19 protein-coding genes and 6 tRNA genes are annotated in these 17849 nt (G+C 72.7%); 13 read left to right on the top strand and 12 right to left on the bottom strand.

The window, feature by feature from the left end:
- Nucleotides 1–64 precede the first annotated feature (64 nt).
- Nucleotides 65–889: an aminotransferase class IV gene (locus TCUR_RS10125; RefSeq protein WP_012852397.1), complete on the bottom strand. Its 825-nt coding sequence runs from the start codon at nucleotides 887–889 to the stop codon at nucleotides 65–67.
- Nucleotides 852–1865 carry a chorismate-binding protein gene (locus TCUR_RS10120; RefSeq protein ID WP_012852396.1) on the bottom strand — a complete coding sequence of 338 codons (1014 nt, stop codon included), beginning with the start codon at nucleotides 1863–1865 and terminating at the stop codon, nucleotides 852–854. Before TCUR_RS10120 ends, TCUR_RS10125 begins: the two co-directional genes overlap by 38 nt.
- A 132-nt stretch (nucleotides 1866–1997) precedes the next feature.
- Between TCUR_RS10120 and TCUR_RS10115 the strand changes: the two genes are divergently transcribed.
- The 4 genes from TCUR_RS10115 (at nucleotide 1998) to TCUR_RS24895 (ending at nucleotide 3328) form a co-directional block, all read left to right on the top strand.
- Nucleotides 1998–2070, top strand: a tRNA-Gly gene (locus TCUR_RS10115).
- A gap of 29 nt (nucleotides 2071–2099) precedes the next feature.
- A tRNA-Cys gene (locus TCUR_RS10110) sits at nucleotides 2100–2170 on the top strand.
- A gap of 4 nt (nucleotides 2171–2174) precedes the next feature.
- Nucleotides 2175–2246, top strand: a tRNA-Val gene (locus TCUR_RS10105).
- Nucleotides 2247–2938: 692 nt separating this feature from the next.
- Complete coding sequence (locus tag TCUR_RS24895; protein ID WP_052305479.1) at nucleotides 2939–3328, top strand: STAS domain-containing protein; 390 nt, start codon at nucleotides 2939–2941, stop codon at nucleotides 3326–3328.
- Nucleotides 3329–3925: 597 nt separating this feature from the next.
- On the opposite strand, the gene TCUR_RS10095 is transcribed toward TCUR_RS24895, so the two are convergent.
- Both TCUR_RS10095 and TCUR_RS10090 read right to left on the bottom strand, forming a co-directional pair.
- Nucleotides 3926–4801, bottom strand: coding sequence for a universal stress protein (locus TCUR_RS10095; RefSeq protein WP_012852394.1), 876 nt, complete (start codon nucleotides 4799–4801; stop codon nucleotides 3926–3928).
- Nucleotides 4802–5024: 223 nt separating this feature from the next.
- Nucleotides 5025–5858: a universal stress protein gene (locus TCUR_RS10090; RefSeq protein ID WP_012852393.1), complete on the bottom strand. Its 834-nt coding sequence runs from the start codon at nucleotides 5856–5858 to the stop codon at nucleotides 5025–5027.
- Between the two features lie 200 nt (nucleotides 5859–6058).
- Between TCUR_RS10090 and TCUR_RS10085 the strand changes: the two genes are divergently transcribed.
- The gene (locus TCUR_RS10085; RefSeq protein WP_012852392.1) at nucleotides 6059–6742 is read left to right on the top strand and encodes a CBS domain-containing protein; all 684 of its coding nucleotides are present in this window, start codon (nucleotides 6059–6061) and stop codon (nucleotides 6740–6742) included.
- A gap of 6 nt (nucleotides 6743–6748) precedes the next feature.
- Here TCUR_RS10085 and blaOXA read toward each other — a convergent pair whose 3' ends face one another.
- Nucleotides 6749–7651, bottom strand: a complete 903-nt coding sequence (gene blaOXA / locus TCUR_RS10080) for a class D beta-lactamase (protein WP_012852391.1) — start codon at nucleotides 7649–7651, stop codon at nucleotides 6749–6751.
- 142 nt (nucleotides 7652–7793) lie between these two features.
- Here blaOXA and TCUR_RS10075 point away from each other — a divergent pair, with 142 nt between their 5' ends.
- The 4 genes from TCUR_RS10075 to TCUR_RS10060 all read left to right on the top strand — a co-directional run bounded on the left by TCUR_RS10075 (nucleotide 7794) and on the right by TCUR_RS10060 (nucleotide 10957).
- Nucleotides 7794–8063, top strand: a complete 270-nt coding sequence (locus tag TCUR_RS10075; RefSeq protein ID WP_012852390.1) for a metal-sensitive transcriptional regulator — start codon at nucleotides 7794–7796, stop codon at nucleotides 8061–8063.
- Between the two features lie 149 nt (nucleotides 8064–8212).
- Complete coding sequence (locus TCUR_RS10070) at nucleotides 8213–9568, top strand: MBL fold metallo-hydrolase (RefSeq protein WP_012852389.1); 1356 nt, start codon at nucleotides 8213–8215, stop codon at nucleotides 9566–9568.
- A gap of 49 nt (nucleotides 9569–9617) precedes the next feature.
- On the top strand, nucleotides 9618–10187 hold the full coding sequence (locus TCUR_RS10065) for a rhodanese-like domain-containing protein (protein WP_012852388.1): 570 nt from the start codon (nucleotides 9618–9620) through the stop codon (nucleotides 10185–10187).
- Entirely contained in the window at nucleotides 10184–10957 is a 774-nt protein-coding gene (locus TCUR_RS10060) for a sulfite exporter TauE/SafE family protein (RefSeq protein WP_012852387.1), read from the top strand. The genes TCUR_RS10065 and TCUR_RS10060 overlap by 4 nt, the downstream gene beginning before the upstream one ends.
- 30 nt (nucleotides 10958–10987) lie before the next feature.
- Here the strand turns inward: TCUR_RS10060 and pspAB are convergent, their stop codons facing one another.
- From pspAB to TCUR_RS10035, 5 genes are all read right to left on the bottom strand, one after another.
- Nucleotides 10988–11563 carry a PspA-associated protein PspAB gene (pspAB, locus tag TCUR_RS10055; protein ID WP_012852386.1) on the bottom strand — a complete coding sequence of 192 codons (576 nt, stop codon included), beginning with the start codon at nucleotides 11561–11563 and terminating at the stop codon, nucleotides 10988–10990.
- The gene (gene htpX / locus TCUR_RS10050; protein WP_012852385.1) at nucleotides 11563–12471 is read right to left on the bottom strand and encodes a zinc metalloprotease HtpX; all 909 of its coding nucleotides are present in this window, start codon (nucleotides 12469–12471) and stop codon (nucleotides 11563–11565) included. Before htpX ends, pspAB begins: the two co-directional genes overlap by 1 nt.
- A gap of 127 nt (nucleotides 12472–12598) precedes the next feature.
- Nucleotides 12599–12877 (bottom strand): PspA-associated protein PspAA, encoded by a 279-nt coding sequence (gene pspAA / locus TCUR_RS10045; RefSeq protein ID WP_012852384.1) that lies wholly within the window; start codon nucleotides 12875–12877, stop codon nucleotides 12599–12601.
- A gap of 253 nt (nucleotides 12878–13130) precedes the next feature.
- A complete protein-coding gene (locus TCUR_RS10040; RefSeq protein ID WP_012852383.1) occupies nucleotides 13131–13598 on the bottom strand; it encodes an SRPBCC family protein in 468 nt (155 codons plus the stop codon).
- A gap of 117 nt (nucleotides 13599–13715) precedes the next feature.
- Nucleotides 13716–14183, bottom strand: coding sequence for an MSMEG_6728 family protein (locus TCUR_RS10035; protein WP_012852382.1), 468 nt, complete (start codon nucleotides 14181–14183; stop codon nucleotides 13716–13718).
- Between the two features lie 283 nt (nucleotides 14184–14466).
- Between TCUR_RS10035 and TCUR_RS27940 the strand changes: the two genes are divergently transcribed.
- Nucleotides 14467–16248 (top strand): alpha/beta hydrolase, encoded by a 1782-nt coding sequence (locus TCUR_RS27940; protein ID WP_012852381.1) that lies wholly within the window; start codon nucleotides 14467–14469, stop codon nucleotides 16246–16248.
- A 51-nt stretch (nucleotides 16249–16299) separates the two neighbouring features.
- On the opposite strand, the gene TCUR_RS10020 is transcribed toward TCUR_RS27940, so the two are convergent.
- Entirely contained in the window at nucleotides 16300–16785 is a 486-nt protein-coding gene (locus tag TCUR_RS10020; protein WP_012852380.1) for a DUF6328 family protein, read from the bottom strand.
- A 126-nt stretch (nucleotides 16786–16911) separates the two neighbouring features.
- Here TCUR_RS10020 and TCUR_RS10015 point away from each other — a divergent pair.
- The 3 genes from TCUR_RS10015 to TCUR_RS10005 all read left to right on the top strand — a co-directional run bounded on the left by TCUR_RS10015 (nucleotide 16912) and on the right by TCUR_RS10005 (nucleotide 17160).
- A tRNA-Gly gene (locus TCUR_RS10015) sits at nucleotides 16912–16984 on the top strand.
- A 29-nt stretch (nucleotides 16985–17013) separates the two neighbouring features.
- A tRNA-Cys gene (locus tag TCUR_RS10010) sits at nucleotides 17014–17084 on the top strand.
- 4 nt (nucleotides 17085–17088) lie between these two features.
- Nucleotides 17089–17160: transfer RNA gene (locus tag TCUR_RS10005), tRNA-Val, on the top strand.
- A 195-nt stretch (nucleotides 17161–17355) separates the two neighbouring features.
- On the opposite strand, the gene TCUR_RS10000 is transcribed toward TCUR_RS10005, so the two are convergent.
- On the bottom strand, nucleotides 17356–17814 hold the full coding sequence (locus tag TCUR_RS10000; RefSeq protein ID WP_012852379.1) for an archease: 459 nt from the start codon (nucleotides 17812–17814) through the stop codon (nucleotides 17356–17358).
- Nucleotides 17815–17849 lie beyond the last annotated feature (35 nt).

Here is a 17849-nt window from a genome sequence, read left to right as displayed (position 1 = left end):
AGAAGAGATCGTCCGGAACGTGCCAAATCGGTGACCTTCCGGGCCGGCGCGGCGACCGGGCCGGTCAGGGGTCGGAGTGCTCGGCGGCGCGGGCGGCGAAGGTCTGCATGACCTTGGCGGTCACCGGGCCCGGCGCGGCCGGCAGCACGACGTCGTCGATGGCGGCGATCGGCTGCACGTCGCGGGTGGTGGAGGTCAAGAACGCCTCCGACACGGAGGTGAATTCCGACAGCGGCAGGTTCTCCTCCTCCCCGCCGCACCACTCCAGGACCAGCTCGCGGGTGACCCCGGCCAGGCAGCCGGACGACAGCGGCGGGGTGATCAGGCGGCCGTCGCGGACCACGAAGACGTTGGAGCCGGTGCCCTCGCACAGGTCGCCGGCCAGGTTCCCGAAGATCGCCTCGCCGCCGCCGCGCTTTTTGGCGTACGCCAGCGCGATCACGTTGTCGGCGTAGGAGACGGTCTTCAGCCCGGCCAGCGCGCCGTGCTCGTTGCGCCGCCACGGCACCACGCAGACCTTGGCGGTGGGCGGGAAGGGCTTCTGCTCGGCCGCGATGATGGTGGCGGTGGTCCCCTCGGCGCCGCGGTCGGAGCCCAGCGGGCCGGGTCCGCTGGTGTAGGTGATGCGGATCCGGGCCAGCGGCCAGTCGGGGGCGGCGGCCAGCACCTCGGCCACGCCGGCCCGCAACGCCTCGGCGTCCGGCTCCGGCAGGCCCAGCCCGGCCGCCGAGCGGGCCAGCCGCCGCAGGTGGCGGCTCAGCGCGAACGGCTCGCCGTGCACCGCCTTGACGGTCTCGAAGACCCCGTCGCCCACCAGCATCCCGTGGTCCCACACCGAGACCCGGGCGTCCTCAGGGTCGTGCAGCTTCCCGTTGACCCAGACCTTCACCTGCCGCCACCTCCAACAGCCGAGCCGCCTTCAGCTCGGTCTCGCGCCACTCCCGGACGGGCTCGGAGCCCCACGTTATGCCCGCGCCGGTGCCGAACTTCAGCAGGCCCTCCTCCGCCCAGAAGGTGCGGATGCCCACCGCCAGGGCGCCTCGCCGGGCGTCGGCGTCCACCCAGCCGACGGCACCACAGTACGGGCCGCGGGGCACGGGTTCGAGTTTCTCCAGCAGGGTCAGCGCGCTGGATTTGGGGGCGCCGGTGACCGAGCCGGGCGGGAAGGTCGCCGCGATCAGCTCCGGCCAGCCGGCGCCCGGCCGCAGGCGCGCCCGCACCGTGGACACCAGGTGCACCAGCCCCGGGTGCTCCTCGGTGGCGCACAGCGCCGGCACCTGGACCGAACCGATCTCGGCCACCCGCCCCAGGTCGTTGCGGACCAGGTCGACGATCATCACGTTCTCGGCGCGGTCCTTGGGCAGCAGGTCGGCGCGGGTGCGCCCGGTCCCCTTGATCGGCCGGGACTCCACCACCCGCCCGTCGCGCGACAGGTACAGCTCGGGCGAGGCGCAGGCGATCTGGACGCCGGGCGCCCGCAGCGTCATCGCATACGGTGCGGGGTTGCCGCGGGCCAGCAGCGCGCCCAGCCCGGCGATGTCGGCGCCGGCCGGCAGCGGGGCCGACAGCACCCGGCACAAGTTGGCCTGGTAGACGATCCCGTCGGCGATGGCCTCCCGGATGGCCTGCACGCCCGCCACATAGCCGTCCCGGTCCAGCGAGCTGCGCCACTCCCCCGGCGGCCGCCAGGGGGCGCGCGGCAGCGGCGCCGGCCGCACCCGGGAGAAGCGGATGCACGTGACCTTGCCTTCGTAGGTCACCACCACCGCCCACCAGCCGCGGGAGTCCAGCGCCGCCGGATCGTCGGTCAGGTCGGCGAGGCCGGTGGCCAGCAGCCCTCCGACGTGGGCGAAAGCCTCCTGCATGCCCCAAGTGTCCCGCTGCGGCGCGCCGGCGCCGCAGCCGGGCCGCGCAAACCGGTTTGGGATCGGGCCGTAAGTTCGCTAATCTTTTCTGCGTCACCGAGCGGAGGCCCGCGGGGCGGCCGCAAGGGACGTGCGGACGTGGCTCAGTTGGTAGAGCATCACCTTGCCAAGGTGAGGGTCGCGGGTTCGAATCCCGTCGTCCGCTCTGAGAGGCCACACACCGCGGCCTCCCTCGGTGGAGTGGCCGAGAGGCGAGGCAACGGCCTGCAAAGCCGTGTACACGGGTTCAAATCCCGTCTCCACCTCTGAGGGCGATTAGCTCAGTGGGAGAGCGCTTCCCTGACACGGAAGAGGCCACTGGTTCAATTCCAGTATCGCCCACGGAGCGGGTGAACCCGCTCGCTGGCCCAGCGGCTCCCGGCCCCGCGGCGTTCGCGCGGGGCGTCCTCCGGATTTCTGAGGTGCACGGTTCCGCCCATTCCCATACGGGACGGGCGTGAGGTTTCCAGATCTTGAGAGGTTCGGGGCCTGGGCGGGCCCGTCGTCGATCGCTCAAGCCGCCGGGTTCTGTGACGGCGCTCGCCGTGCCGTCCCGGAGCGCTCTGAAATCGGTGCAACCCGTGGGGACATCTCCGGTTTTTTGACCTTTCAGGGCCGGGCTTGAGGCTCTGCGGCTTTTCTTCTTGGCCACTCTTGTCTTCATTCTGAAGATTTCTGAGACCTTGGGATGTTCTGTACGGAGAGTGAACGCAGGGCGCCAAAACAGGGCGTTGGCCGGGAAGATTCACTTTTGCGATGGGCGGGTATGAAGATCGTCTGAGGAGATGTTTCCGAGGCGATCTTCCGCCCGGAACCCGGTGGGACGGCCACGCCGGGACCGAAGACCCGGCAGGGGTTTTCGGTGGAGCCGCGGCGGCCCGTGGTGGTGCATATTGGAGAGGGCGCCGCGCGGGCTGAACGGGCTTGGGAAGCGCTTTGGGTTCTCTTCACGGGCGCCTTATGCCCGCTAAGGGACACTTGCTGTGGATTCCTGGGACGTTGGTCCTTCAGGGTCCTCCGGTGAAAGTAGGAGAATGGGTTCCATGTTGATGGAAACGTGGCTTGCCGCCCTTGCCAGCAGCGGTGCCGACGCATCGGCACACGTCGGTGCGGATGGCCGGGTCACCATCGCGATCCGGGGGGAGATGGACCTGGCCAGCGCCGGGTCCTTGTACCGGCGGGCGCGTGCCGCGCTCAGCGAGGCGGACGGGGACGTGCGGGTCGACCTCGGTGGGGTGACCTTCTGCGACGCTCAGGGGCTGAGCGTCCTGGTCCGCATCGCCAACGACGCCCAGCGGCAGGGCGGGCGGGTCCTGCTGGAGCGGGTGCCGCCGAACGTGGCGCGGCTGCTGCGGATCACGGGGCTGGACCGCAGGTTCCCGATGAGCGCGGGCGCTCCGTCCATTCCCGAACCGCTCGGCTGAGAAAGCCGGCGGCTCTTTGGTCTTCTTGCATCGTCGATACGTCCGGAGGTCCGCCGCGAGAAAACCGGCTCCCAGCGGCGAGGCGGCCCGCACGCCGAAGGCCGGTGCCGGCGGTCTCCCCACCGGGTGAGCCCACCGCTGAAAGAGGTGTCCCGACTATCGGCGCGCGGCGTGCCGGCTGTTCGGGGCGCGGCGTCCATGGCGTCGGCGGGTGGTCGACGCTCACCCGGTTTTTTGATCTTCCCGTCGTCTGCGGCCCTCGAGGGCGACATTCGTTGATCATTGCCCATGCGCACCTTGCGGGCGGGGCGGCGGATTGCGCATTTCGCCTCCGCCGCTCTCTTTTCACCACGCCGTCATTCACAGGACGAGACGGGGAGGCTCCTGCCCCGGCGGCTGAGGCCCGGTGCGAAAGGGTTCACCGGAGGTCTTCCGGCACGCCGTGATCGTTTCCGGCGTGCCGGAGGCGGCGAATCCGCTTCGCCTATTCGACGCCCCGTCTCCCCGGCAGGGGCGTCCATACGGTGGCCCGGGACGGCGCGGAGCCGCCGAGACCCCGCGTCCAGAACCTTGAGGGACCAGGCCGCCGGCCGGAGATCAGCGGCGGGGGCCGACCACGGCGACCGGGCAGGCGGCGTGGTGGATGACGCCGTGGCTGACCGAGCCGAGCAGGACGCCGCCCAGCGGGCTGTGCCCCCGGGCCCCGACCACCAGCAGGTCGGCGCGGCGGGAGGCGTCGACCAGGGCCTGCACCGGGTGCTCGCGCACCACCTCCTGGACGACGTGGACGCTCTGGTAGCGCTCCTGCCAGCGGTCCACGATCTCCTGCAGCTGAGCGCGCAGGCCCTGCTCCAGCCGGCTCGCCTCGTCCCGGTCGCCGGCCGCCAGCAGCAGCTCGGCGAGCTGGAAGGCGTACCGCACCCGCAGCCGGGCGCCGCGCAGGGACGCCTCGTCGAAGGCGTAGGCGAGCAGCTCGTCGTTGTCCCGCCCATACAGGTCCACTCCGGCGACGATCTCGCCGTGGACGGGGTCGGGGGTGCCGCGCACGATGACCACCGGCCCCTGGGCGTGGCCGGCGACCCGCAGGCCGGTGGAGCCGAGCAGCAGGGAGGCGAAACCGCCGTGCCCGCGGTTGCCCAGCACCATGGTGAACGCCTCCTTGGCCTGCTCCAGCAGCACCACCCGGGGCAAGCCGCGTTCCAGCCGGGTGGTGACCGTCAGGTCGGGGTGGAGGTCGCGCGCCAGCTTCTCGGCCTCGGCCAGCACCTGGCGGCCGGCGTCGACCTGGTGGTCGGGCACGTCCTGCGGCCGGGGGCCGGGCAGGGGGTAATCCCGGGGGACCTCCTGGAGCACGTGCACGATCCGCAGCGGCAGCCGGCGGCGCGCCGCCTCGTCGGCCGCCCAGCGCACGGCCGCTTCCGCCTGGGGAGAGCCGTCGGTGCCGACGGCGATGGCGGGCAGGGACACGGTCATGGTCGTCCTCCTTCGGTCCGCAAGGACTCATCCGCAAGGTCGGTGCGGACGCGCGGCCGGGCGCCGGGCGGGCGCGGCAGGCGGCGGTCTGCCGTGCCAGGCCGCGCCCGCCCGATCGGGTTCGCCGGCGCCGTGCCGCTGCCCTCAGCCTCCGCCCGCCCGCGGCGGCGGGTCAGGGCCGATGGTCCCGGCCCGGCCGGACGGAGGACCCCTGCCGGGCGGTTCAGGAGGCGGGGACGACCACCACCGGGCAGCGGGAGTGGTGCAGCACCGCGTGGTTGACCCGGCCCAGCGCCATGCCGCCGGGCAGGCCGTGCCTGCGGCGCGCGCCGACCACCACCAGGGCGGCGTCTTGCGAGGCGGCCACCAGGGCGGCCGCGGCCTTGCCCTCCACCGGCCGGCGCTCGACGGTCAGGTCGGGGTACCGGCTGGTCCATCCGGCCAGCGCCTCCGCCAGGTGCATCTGCTCGCCGACGCGCTGGCGGGGCGAGCCGTAGCCGGTGCCGATGGCGTGCAGGGCGATCAGGGCGGCGCCGCGCCGGTCGGCCTCGGCGAAGGCCCAGCCGATCGCGTGCTCGGCGGAGCGGCCCTTGTCCACCCCGAGCACGATGTGCCCGGGAGCCTGCTCGGGATCGGGTGCGCTCTCGGGGACGACCATGATCGGGCAGGTGGCGCGCGAGGCCACGAACAAGCCCACCGAGCCGAGCAGCAGCCCTTCGAAACCGCCGCTGCCGCGGGCGCCCACGACGATCAGCGAGGCGTTCTCCCCGGCCTTCACCAGGGCCTGGACGGGGTCTTCGGCCGGCAGTTCGGTCTCGACCCGGCAGCCGGGCCGGCGCCGCCGGGCGCGCTCGGCGGCCCGCTCGAGCCATCCGGTGCGCTCGGCCTTGAGCGCGGTGCGGGCCTCCTCGGTCAGCGCCCCGTCCCATGCCAGCAGGCGCGAGGCGTGCACCAGCCGCAGCGGCGCGCCCAGCAGGCGGGCCTCCTCCACCGCCCAGTCCAGCGCCCGCAGGCTGCGGGCCGAGCCGTCGATCCCCACGATGACCGGCGCTTTCATCGCGCACCTCCCCCTGCCGGCGGCCGGCGCCGCCGGCTCCTCGCACCGCCACGGTATGCCCGGGTCACGGCGGGCACATGAGTCCAAGGTCCCGGTGCCGCGGAGTCGGGACGGAGGGTCCCCGGTGCGGGGACTTTCGCCCCTGATCCTGCCCGTTGCCCGGTTTTTACCGTCGAGGCAGCGGACTGAGGGAGGACGCCATGAAGGGTCGCAGAGTCCAGGAGCTGATGACCGAGAACGTCGTCAGCGTCCGTGCCGAGACCCCGTTCGTCGAGATCGTCGAGCTGATCGAAGAGCACCGCATCGACGCGGTCCCGGTGGTCGACGCCGACCGGCGCGTCATCGGCATCGTCAGTGAGAGCGACCTGCTGCACAAGCAGGAGTTCGGCGGCCCCCGGCGCACGCCCTCCGGTCTGCTGGGCGCCCTGCGGCGCCGCCGGGCGCAGGCCAAGGCCGGTGCGGTGAACGCCCGGGGTCTGATGACCACGCCGGTCATCACCGTCTCCCCGCAGGCCACCGCGGCCGAGGCGGCGCGCATCATGGCCCGCCACAAGGTCGACCAGCTGCCGGTGACCGATGACGACGGCCGCCTGGTGGGCATCGTGGCCCGCTCGGATGTGCTGCGCGTCTTCCTGCGCTCGGACGAGGAGATCCGCGAGGACGTGGTGGAGCAGGTCATCGTCCGGACGCTGTGGCAGGACCCCTCCACGGTCCAGGTGCGGGTGCACGACGGCGTCGTCCATCTCAGCGGGCGGGTGGAGACCAAGAGCCTGATCCCGATCCTCACCCGCTTCGTCGCCGAGGTCGACGGGGTGGTGGACGTGACCGAGGAGCTGACCTACGAGTTCGACGACAGCGGGCGCGTGCCCATCCCGCGGGCCTGACGAGCCCTAGGCGGGGTACGGCAGCACGCCCAGGCGGTGCAGCAGTCTCCGTCCCAGCGGGATCCGCAGGGCGGCGTCGCGGTCGTCGCCGACGTCGATGTTGAGGGCGAAGGTCCAGATCCGGCCGTCGCGTTCGACCCAGCCGACCCACCAGCCGATGCCGGGGTCGCCGGCCGTGCCCCAGCCGGTCTTGGCGAACAACGCGTAGTCCACGGTGCGTTCGACGCGCAGCAGGTCGCGGACGAGGCGCTGGTGGCGGCGGGAGGCCGGCAGCCGCCCGGTGGCCAGGCGCGCCAGGAAGCCGGTCTGTTCGAGCGCCGAGATCGCCAGCGGCCCGTCCAGCCAGAAGCGGTCGAGCGCCGTGCCGGTCTGCCGGTTGCCGTAGCCGAGCCGCCGCAGCCAGTGCCGTTCCCGTGCCAGGCCGATCCGGCGGGCCAGGGTTTGGAACACCGGCACGTTGGAGGCCGCGATCGCCTCGCGCAAGGTCATGTCCCGTTCCCATTCGGGACGGGGCTGGGGCCGTCCCCCGTAGGGGATCACCTCCTCGGCGTCTGCGACCGCGCCCGTCTCCAGGGCGATCAGGCTGTGGGGGATCTTGAAGGTGGAGGCGGGCACGTAGCGGCGGGCGGCACGTTCGCGGCCGACCACGGTGGTGCGGCCGCTTTCCGCCTCCATCAGCACGAACGTTCCGGTGACGGAGGCCTGGCGGAAGACCTCCAGCAGATCGTCGCGGACCTGCGGGGACGCCGGCCGGCTGTGCGGCGCGGTCGCGGTGGTGCTCTGCGCGGCCCGCGGCGGGGTGGCGGGGGCCGCGCAGGCGGCGCCGAGGAGCGTCAGCGCGGTGAGGACGGCGGCGAGCCGCCCGGTCCGCGGACGCCGGGGGGCCGGTGCGGGACGGTGAGGTGGCATGGCCGAAGCTCCTGTCGCCGGTGACGGGCCGGGGCGGCCCTTGCGTGCTGCAGGGTTCATCCTCGCGGCATCCGGGCGGCGGTGACCGGTGACGCCGCGGCCGGATCCGGACCCGGGTACCCCCTGGGGTATATTGGCAGACATGCGGATGAACGAGGCCCTGGTCGGTGATGCGCTGACCCGGCTCAAGCGCGCCCAGGGGCAGCTGGCGGCGGTGGTGGCGATGATCGAGCAGGGCGAGGAGTGCGAGAAGGTCCTCACCCAGCTGGCCGCGGTCTCCAAGGCGCTGGACCGGGCCGGCTTCAAGCTGGTGGCCTCCGGGCTGCGCCACTGCCAGGCGGCCCGCGAGCGCGGCGAACCGGCCCCGATGAGCGAAGAGGAGCTGGAGAGGCTCTTTTTGGCCCTGGCCTGACGGCCGCCGCCCCGGCCGGAGCCCAGCCGGGGCTTTTACGCGAGCTTTACATACCCCCGGGTGTATAGCCCCTCCCCCCGGTCACATTCCGGCCGAGGCGGCGGCATGTCCCCTAGATACCCCCCGGGGTATACGAGAGGTGATCGACGATGGAGGTCCTGTCCTTCCGCACCCCCGGCCTGGGAGACAGCACCCACCTGCTGATCCACGAGGGGATCGGGGTGCTGGTCGACCCCCAGCGCGACATCGACCGCTTCCTGGAGGCGGCGGCCGAGCGGGACGTGACGCTGCGCTTTGTGGCCGACACCCATCTGCACAACGACTACCTGTCGGGCGCGGCGCAGGCCGCCGCCCGCACCGGCGCCGAGCTGGTGCTGCCCGCCGGGGCGGCCCCGGCCTACCCCTGCACCCCCGCCTTCCACATGGAGGACCTCAAGGCCGAGGGGGGCCTGGTGCTGCGCCCGCTGCACACCCCCGGCCACACCCCCGAGCACACCAGCTACCTGGTGCTGGTGGAGGGGGAGCCGGTGGCGGTGTGCTCCGGCGGCAGCCTGCTGGTGGCCGCCGCCGGGCGCCCCGACCTGCTGGGCCCCGAACGCGCCGGGACGCTGGCCCGCCTGCAGTACCGCTCCCTGCACCGCCTGGCGGGCCTGCCGCGGAACGTGCTGCTGCTGCCCACCCACGGGGAGGGCTCGCTGTGCACCTCCGGCGGGGCCGGCCGGTACGTGTCCACCATCGGCGAGGAAGTGGACTCCAACCCCCTGCTGGCCCTGGCGTCCGCCGAGGAGTTCACCGAGCGGATGCTGGCCCGGCCCCTGCCGATCCCGGCCTTTTACCGGCACATGGGACCGGCCAACCTGCGCGGCGCGCCGCCCATGCCGCCGCTGGAGGTTCCCGCGCTGCAGGCCGCCGACCTGGCCGGCCTGCCGCCTGAGGTGCAGGTGGTCGACATGCGGCCGCGGCGGGCGATGGCGGCCGGGTTCGTGCCCGGCTCCACGGGCATCGAGCTGGGCGAGGACTTCGGCCTGTGGGCGGGCTGGCTGCTGCCCCACGGCGCGCCGATCGTGCTGATCGCCGAGCCCGGCCAGGACGTGGCCGAGGCCGTCACCCAGCTGGCCCGCATCGGCTTCGACCGGGTGCGCGGCGTGGTCACCGACCTGACCGGTTCGCGCACCGCCCGTTTCGAGATCGCCGGGCTGCGGCTCTTTGCCGCGCTGGCCCGCCTGCCCGGCGCGCAGGTGCTGGACGTGCGGACCCCCGCCGAGCGCGAGGAGGTCGCGCTGCCCGGCGCGATCTGGCGTTTCCTGCCCGACCTGGTGGAGCAAGGCGTGCCCGAGGACCTGGACCCGGCCCGTCCGGTGCTGGTGGCCTGCGCCTCCGGCCGCCGCTCCACCATCGCGGCGACCGTGCTGCACCGGGCCGGGTTCGCCCCGGTGGTGCTGTCGGGCGCCGGAGTGACCGAACTGGCGGCCCTGGCCGCCCTTCCCGGCTCCGGCCGGAGGTAGCCCGGCCGGTTCCTTCCCCCTCGTTCCAAGCGACAGAAAGGTGATCTGCTTGTCCGTGATCGACGTGACCGCCGCCCGGGAACTGATCGCCGCGAACCCCGACGTGCTGCTGGTGGACGTGCGCACCCCCGGCGAGTTCGCCGGCGTGCACATCCCCGGCGCCGTCAACCTGCCCCTGGACCAGGTGGAGGCCCACCTGGAGCGGATCGTCAAGGATGCCGGGGGCCGCATGATCCTCATCTGCCGGTCCGGGGCCCGCGCCGAGCGGTGCCGGCGCACGCTCCAGACGGCCGGGGTGCACGACGCCCTGGTGCTGGAGGGCGGCATGAACGCCTGGATCGCCGCGGGCGGCCCGGTGGTGCGCGGCCGCCCCCGCTGGGACCTGGAGCGGCAGGTCCGCCTGACGGCCGGGGGGATCGTGGCCGCCTCCATCGCGGCGTCGCTGCTGTGGCCGCCGGCCCGCTTCGTCGCCGGGCTCGTCGGCGTCGGGCTGGTGGTCGCCGCGATCACCGACACCTGTGCGCTGGGAATGCTGCTGGCCAAGCTCCCCTACAACCGTCCCGCCCAGGCCGGCGGCGGCCACGAGGGTCTGGAGCGGCCGGCCGGGGCGGAGCGATGAGCGGTGCGCTGCTGCTCACCCTGGCCGCCGCGGTCGCCATCGGGCTGGCCCTGGGCGGCCTGGGCGGCGGCGGGTCCATCCTGACCGTGCCCGTGCTGGTGTACCTGGCCGGGGCCGACCCCCGGCAGGCCATCGCCATGTCGCTGGTGGTGGTCGGCGTCACCTCGGCCGTCGCGCTCGTCCCGCACGCCCGCGCCGGGAACGTGCGCTGGTCCACCGGGCTGCTGTTCGGCGCGGCGGGCATGGCCGGCGCCTACGCCGGCGGGTGGCTGGCGCAGTTCGTCCCCGAAAGGGTGCTGCTGGCGGGGTTCGCGGTCATGATGCTGGTCACCGCGGCGGCGATGCTGGGCCTGTGCTGCGCGGCCCGGTCGCCGGCCCCAGAGCGCGCCGAAGGCCGCCGGCCCTGGCCGAAGATCCTCGCCGAGGGCGCCGCCGTCGGGCTGGTCACCGGGCTGGTCGGGGCGGGCGGCGGGTTCTTGGTGGTGCCCGCGCTGGCGCTGCTGGGCGGGCTGCCCATGCCCGCGGCGGTGGGCACCTCGCTGCTGGTCATCGCGCTGAAGTCGGGCGCGGCGCTGGCGGGGTACCTGCATTCGACCACCGTCGACTGGCCGCTGGCCCTGGCCGTCACCGCCCTGGCGGTGGCCGGCAGCCTGGCCGGGGCCAAAATCGCCCGCGCCGTCCCGCCGGGAGCACTGCGCAAGGGCTTCGGCTGGTTCGTGGTGGTCATGGGCGTCGGCGTGCTGGCCTCCCAGATCGCCGCCGCGGCCTGACCGGCGCCGCCTTGAGGAGCGGGACGCGGTCTACAGGGCGGGGGCGTCCCAGATGGGGAACCAGCGCGTCAGGTCGGATTCGACCGGCAGCTCGCCTTCCAGGCGGGCGCGGATGCGCAGCTCCAGCTCATTGTCGCGGGTGTGCGGGCCGGTCTGCGCGAACGGGTAGAAGGTGCCGCGTTTGAACAGGTAGACCAGGCCCGCCCGGCGGCTCCCATCGGGCCGGTGCAGCCCGATGACGGTGCACAGCAGGCTGGGGCCGAAGCCGAAGCCCTGCAGGGTGGAGTTGACCGCGTGCAGGTCGGTGACCAGGTCGGCCGGGTCGTCCGGGGAACGGTGCAGGACGATCCAGTCATAGCCGTAGGAGTCGCGGAGGCAGGTGGCGGGCTCCTCCCCATGGTCGGCGTCGACCAATGCGATGGCCTCCTCGCGGGCCTGGGCGGCCAGGGCGCCCTCGGCGGTCTTGAAGCAGACCCCGCCGGTTCCGGTGGGCTCCAGCCCGAGCGAGGCCTGCAGCGCGACCAGGGCCGAGGGCACCGCGAACAGCACGTCCAAATTGGCCTCGACCGGTTTGGTGCGGCCCAGCAGCGCGTCCCAAAAGCCCATCAGCGGCCCGCCTCCTCGATCTCGCGGGAGAGCCGCGCCAGCTGGGCGATGCGGCGCTCCAGCGGCGGATGGGTCATCAGCAGCGCCGCCGGCCCCGCCCGGGAGGTGATCGCCGGGGCGAAGAAGAAGGCGTTGAACGCCGAGGCGGCCCGCAGGTCCCGGTCGGGGATGCGGGACATGTCGCCGCTGATGCGGGTCAGCGCCGCGGCCAGCGCGGAGGGACGCCCGGTCAGCATGGCGCCGGCCCGGTCGGCGGCCAGTTCCCGGTACCGCGACAGGGCACGGGTCAGCAGGAAGCTGATCGCATACACCGCCGCCGACACCAGCAGCACCACCGCGACCACCGGGAAGCCCTGCTGGTCGCGTCCGCGTCCGCCGCCGAAGAGGCCGGAGTAGAAGGCAAAGCGCGTCATCAGCCCGGCCAGCACGCCCAGGAACGAGGCGACCGTCATCACCGCCACGTCCCGGTGCGCCACGTGCGACAGCTCGTGGGCCAGCACGCCCTCCATCTCCCGGGCGTCCAGGCGCCGCATCAGCCCGGTGGTCACGCACACCACGGCGTTCTTGCGGTTGCGGCCGGTGGCGAAGGCGTTGGGCAGGTCGGTGTCGGCGATGGCCACACGGGGCTTGGGCATGTCGGCGGTGGCGCACAACCGGTCGATCAGGCCGTGCAGCTCGGGCGCCTGGCGCGGGGTGACCTGGCGAGCGCCCAGCGCGGCCAGGGCGATCTTGTCGGAGAACCAGTACTGCGCCAGCAGCAGCCCGCCGGCGATCAGCATCACCGCCAGCGCCGATTTCAGCCACGCGACCAGGGCGGCCACGAACAGCACGTACACCAGCCCCAGCAGGAAGACCGTCCACACCATCCGGACGGTCAGTCCCCTGTCGGGCCTGAAACGCGTGCGCACCGTCGTCCTCCCCGGCTTGTGCCCGGCGCCTTCCCCTGCCCGGTTCCCCGATCGGCGGGGTTCATGTCGCGGGCGCCGCGCCGCTCCCCCTCCAGAGCGCGGCCGCCGCCCGCCCGGGACCGGCCGGTCAGCCCGCGATGAGGCCGCGGTCGCCCAGCAGCCCGGCGACCTCCTCCAGCGCGGTCGCCCGGTCGGGCAGGATCATGTCGGAGGTGACGAACGCCTCGGTGGGCACCGGCGTGCCCAGCACCCGCACCGCGTTCAGCAGCCTCCGCAGCGCGATCGCGCACCCCTTGCGGTCGCCGGCGCGGACCGCGGCGTTCAGCTCGGCGTCCAGCGCGTTCAGCCGTGTCAGCTCGCCGTCGGGCACGTCGTATTGCCGCTCCCCCAGAATCCGGATGATCATCGCCCCACCTTCCGCGGACCGGGACTGCCCCCGTTGCCCTCATGCTGGCCGCCCCCCGGAGCGGCAGAGCAGGGTCAGAGGTCCCAACCGGTGGGGCGAAAGACCGTCCGCCGCGCCTTTCGGCACGCCGTTCCCGCAGACCGGGACGGGGATGTCACCGCCGGGAGCGAGAGCACGCCCGGCATCGGGTTCCCCGCCCCGCCTCAAGGCCCGGGCATGGCAAAGGCTCACCGGGACGGCGGGCGGGTCCGCTTCAGCGGGCCTCGACGAGCTCGGCGAGGCGGTCGTAGCTTTCCTCGACGCCTTCCCGCATGCCGGAGGCGGCCATGCCGTCGCGGTCCTCCACGGACTGGTAGACGGCGACGGTGATCAGTTCGGTCCCACCGCCCGCGGTCCGCCGGAAGGTCGCCGTCTCCAGGGAGACGTGGCCGGGCAGGCCCTCCCACTCGAAGGTCTGCACGATGCGGTGAGGGGCCCGCACTTCGTGGAAGACGCCGTGGAAGCCGTGCTCCCGGTCTTCTGCGCGGTGGACGTACCGCCACGAGCCGCCCGGCTCGGGGGTCCAGCGGTCGATGGCCGTCTCGTATTCGCGCGGCCCCAGCCAGCGCGCCACGAGCCGCGGGTCGGTGAAGGCCTCGAACACCGCCTCCGGGGGTGCGTCGAAGACCCGCTTCATGACGATGTCCTGCCTGTCTGGTTCGATGATGAACTCGGTCTTCACGGTCCGGCTCCTTTTCTCGGGCATCCCATAGCGTTGGGATCTCCCACGTGAGCCGGTCGAACCAGCGGATTTCATGGCGCTCGGCCCGGCGGTGCCGCGGGAAGGGCCGGGGCCTGTTCAGCGCGCGCGGTCGGAGACCGGCCATACGTACGGCAGATCGTCGGGCACCCCGGGAAAGAGCGGCCCGTAATACGCCGGGTCCTTGCGCAGCAGGGACGACTGGTGGCTGCGGTGGAAGGCCGGGTCGCCCAGCCAGGGCGGCAGTTCCCCGGCCTCCGCCAGTTCCCGCTGGCTGCGCACCTCGGTGACGCCGGTGGCCGCGGCCAGCTCGGCACGCAGCGTGGCGGCGCAGGTGTCGGCCCGTCCCTGCGCGCACCACCTGCGGCAGATCTCCAGCCCGTAGCGGACGAGCGCCTCCTCATAGCCGGCCCACATCCGCACCGCCGGATGCCGCCGCCAGCCGTAGCCGGGGACGGTCAGGCCCCGCAGCACCTGGATCGTCTCCACCCGCTGCTTGCCCAGCCGCCGGGCGTCCAGCACCACGGCGGTGGCGGCGAAATCGGCATGCGGCAGGAATGTCTGCACGGCGCCGGCCTCAGCGTTCCCCGTGTCCCACCCCTCCATTGTCCGGCATGTCCTCTTCCCAGGTCAGAGTGGAGTTCCAGGGCCGGCGGCGCAGCCTGCGCCCCCGCCGCCCCGGGCGGGAAAGAATCCGGGCGAGCACCGAGAGTGATCGCTCTTTACCGAATCGTAGCCCGAGGGAGTTGCCCGTTCGCCAGGTGGCCGCCCCGGCCGGGACGGTAGAAATGATCAATGCCGGGCGTCCCCGGTCGACCACCCCATGCCACGAACGGAGCCTTCTGCCGTCATGCGCAAGCGCACGCTGCTGCGACCCCTCCTCGTCCTCGCCGGCCTGGTCGGCGCCGGAACGCTGGTGCCCCTGGCGATCTCCCAGGCCGCGGCGGTCGAGCACACCGAGACCTACCGGTACGGCTCACATGCGCGGCAGGCCCTGGACGCCTACTGGAACACCCCCAAGGAGGGCACCCAGCCGGGAATCGTCATCGTCCACGGCGGCTACTGGAACTCCGGGCGGCGCACCGACTGGAAGTCCACCGCCGAGTGGTACGCCCAGCGCGGCTTCGCGGTCTTCGCCGTCGACCACCGTTACAACACCGACGCCCCGTGGCCGGCCCCCCGCGACGACCTCTACCAGGCCATCACCTGGATCAAAAGCCACGCCGGCACCTTCCGGCTGGACCGGGACCGGATCGCGGTGATCGGTTCGCAGGCCGGGGGGCATCTGGCCACCCAGGCCGGAACCCACGCCGGCGAGGCGGCCCGGGTCCGCGCCGTGGTCGGGCTGTCGACGGTCGTCTCCCCCGAGCGCGCCTACCGCGAGGCGCAATCGGCCACCGACGCCGCCCGCCGCGCCCTGCGCGACCAGAGCCTGATCCTGGCCGGCTGCACGCCTCTGAGCGGGGAGCGCTACTGCCTGAACCGCTTCCGCGACATGGACTCCGCCGCCCACGCCGGCGCCGGCGACCCGCCCATGCTGCTGATCCACTCCAGCGGCGACGCCGTCCCGGCCTCGCACGGCGAGTCCCTCAAACAGTCCCTGGCCGCCGCCGGGGTGCACGATGTGACGGTACGGACCGTGCCGGGATCGGCCAGCGGCGGATCCCTGCTGTCGGCCTCCCCCGAGCTGCGGACGCAGATCCTCGAGTGGATCCGCTCCCGCACCGGGGCGCGCAGCGTCCCCTCCCCGCAGGCCCCGTCCGCCGGCCGGGAGGCACTCGCGCACGCCGAACGCGTCCCCTCCAGCAGAACCGACGACGACGGCGCCCTCATCGCCGCCCGGACGCCGGTCACCGGACGGGTGGAGCGCACCTTCAGTTACGGCCCGCACCGGCGGCACAAGATCACCGCCTACTTCACCCGGAGCAAGACCCCGCGGCCGGCCGTCGTCCTCATCCACGGCGGCTACTGGTATGAGGGGGACAAGTCGTCCTACGCCGGTTTCGCCCGCCAGCTCGCCGACAAGGGCTATGCGGCCTTCGCCATCAACTACCGGCTCAACACCCAGGCCAGATGGGCGGCCCAGCGCAGGGACGTCCTCACGGCCCTGCGCTGGGTGAGGTCCCGGGCCGCCCGCTTCGCCGTCGACCCCGCCCGCATCGTGGTGGTCGGCAACTCCGCCGGCGGGCACCTGGCCTCCATCGCCGGAACCCACTCCACCAGCGCCCGCCTCGTCAAGGCGGTGGCCGCCACCTCCCCCGTCGCCAACCCCTACCGCGCCTACCTGGACGGGCAGAAACCGAACGCCAGCGCGCAAAAGCGCAAGCTCCGCGACGCCGCCGTCCTGCTGGCCGGCTGCACCCCGAACCGCAACCGCCCCGCCTGCTGGCGGCGCTGGGTCGACATGGTCAGCTTCCAGCACGTCTCCAGCGGCGACGCCCCCATGTTCCTGGTGCACTCCAAGCGCGACTTCGTCCCGCCCGTGCACAGCGCCCAGCTCTGCCGGCACCTGCGCGCCCGCTCGGTCAAGTGCACGCGGCTCACCGTGGCGGGCAACGCCCACGGTATGGCGGTGCTCTCCAAACCCGCGGTCCGCAACCGGCTGCTCAAGTGGATCAAGGCGAACGCCTGAACCGTCTTCGGCGGCGGGCGGTCCGGCACGGGCCGCCCGCCTTCTGCCGTTTCAACCGCTGAGCCTGCGCAACAGCGGCTCCACGAACCACAGCCACAGCGCCAGCAGCGCCGTCGCCACGGCGGTGAGCGTCGGCAGCACCCCGTCGAACAGGTAATCGAGCACCAGGAGCGTAGAGGCCGTCATCGCCACCGCCAGCGCCAGCGCGCCCATCCAACCGTAGAGGTTGGAGCGGTGGACGAGCGTCTCCTTCATGCCCCGGCGGAACAGGATCCGATGCTGAACCCCCGGAGCGATGAAGAACATCGAGGCGACGGCCGCCGCCACCAGCGACACGTAATACAGCCAGCGGTCCGTCTGGGACACCTTGGCGAACCCCGGGGAGAACGGCACGGTCAGCAGGAACGCGAACAGCACCTGCACTCCCGTGACGGCGACCCGCAGCCCCTGAAGGAGCTCCACGAAGTTGCGGTCGGCGCGTTCGGCGGGAGTCTCCGGGCCCGAGGTGGATCTGGCCGGGGGTCTTTCAGATGCCATCTTCCTTCCCTACCTCCCCCATGGCGAGGCAAACGCGATCACCCCCCGACCTCGCCGGGTGCGCATTCAGGCGCGGATTCCGCTACAGTTACCTGTGCACGCACCGGGCAGCGCCCGGAGCAACAGGCGGACGTGGCTCAGTTGGTAGAGCATCACCTTGCCAAGGTGAGGGTCGCGGGTTCGAATCCCGTCGTCCGCTCTGAGGGGCCACGCACCGCGGCCTCCAACGGTGGAGTGGCCGAGAGGCGAGGCAACGGCCTGCAAAGCCGTGTACACGGGTTCAAATCCCGTCTCCACCTCTGAGGGCGATTAGCTCAGTGGGAGAGCGCTTCCCTGACACGGAAGAGGTCACTGGTTCAATTCCAGTATCGCCCACTCGGACCTGGGACCAGTGTGGTCGGCGACTTCGGTCGCCTTCCCCGCTGGTCCTCGTTTGTGTTGGCCCGGGGGGCGACCCCCGGACCCCCGGTGTGGGGGCTCTGCCCCCACGCCCCCGGTTTCTGCAGGGCTCCCGTTGCTTTTGATTTTGACAGGGGTGTGAGGTTGGGAGCTCTGAGTCTCCGTCGTTGGTCACACGTCCACGGTCGCTGTGCAGTGCCAGCCGTTTGGGGTCTTGGTGACGTGCAAGTCGGCTCGGGAGACCGCTTTGGGGACGGCTCCGAGGGTGGGGAGGCGGGTGGTGTCGGTCATGGTGCATCTCGCCTGAGAGCCGTGCAGGGTGATCGATAGCGGTAGTTCGGCGTGGGCGTCCATTCGGTAGATGAGTTCCTCCAGGAGCGACAGCAGCAGGTTTTCCGGGTCGTTGTTTTCCAGGGGGAACTCGCGGACGGCGGTGGGCTTGGCGTGGGAGAGGTCGGTGAAGCTCTCCACCATGGCGCGGGCGGCCTCGGTGAGGCATTCCTGCAGGGTGGGCGCCCACGCTTCGATGCGCATGTCCGCGGTGTGCGGCAGGGTGCGGTGGCCGGCGGCGGGTGTGCCGTCGGGGTTGCGTGGAGCGGGCTGACCGGTTCGGTCGGGTGAGGAAGCCACGCGTCCTCCCTTTTGGGCTTGTGCTTTCGTGCCGG

Source organism: Thermomonospora curvata DSM 43183 (assembly GCF_000024385.1).
Lineage (GTDB): Bacteria > Actinomycetota > Actinomycetes > Streptosporangiales > Streptosporangiaceae > Thermomonospora > Thermomonospora curvata.
The sequence above is the reverse complement of the archived record's forward strand: the minus strand, read 5'-3'. Positions and strand labels throughout refer to the sequence as shown.